The sequence below is a fragment of the Phormidium sp. CCY1219 genome (genome assembly GCF_055795085.1).
Genome location: NZ_JAYFEQ010000134.1, coordinates 1 through 286, shown reverse-complemented (window position 1 = coordinate 286; position 286 = coordinate 1). Strand labels below are relative to the sequence as shown.

Annotated in this window: 1 pseudogene; it reads left to right on the top strand. The window is 49.3% G+C overall.

Annotation, left to right across the window (positions count from 1 at the left end):
• Positions 1 to 286, top strand: a pseudogene (locus tag AC0QH1_RS00730) (Uma2 family endonuclease); the annotation flags it as partial.

Sequence of the window (286 nt, the reverse complement as noted above, 5' to 3'; positions counted from 1 at the left end):
AACCGACTGAAAGAGATGAGCAAAAAACTGTTGTTCTACAATCGCTATGGCGTGGAAGAATATTATATCTACGACCCACAGAATATAGAGTTTCAGGGATTCTTGCGTTCCCCAGAAGGCTTGCAGGCACTTGACGAGATGAAGGGTTGGGTGAGTCCGCGACTGGGAATCCGGTTTGAACTGAAACCCGATACCCTGGAAATTTATACCCCCACTGGCGATCGCTTCCTCACCTTTGTGGAACTCAACCAGCTCAGAGAACAAGAGCGCCAACGCGCCGAACAAG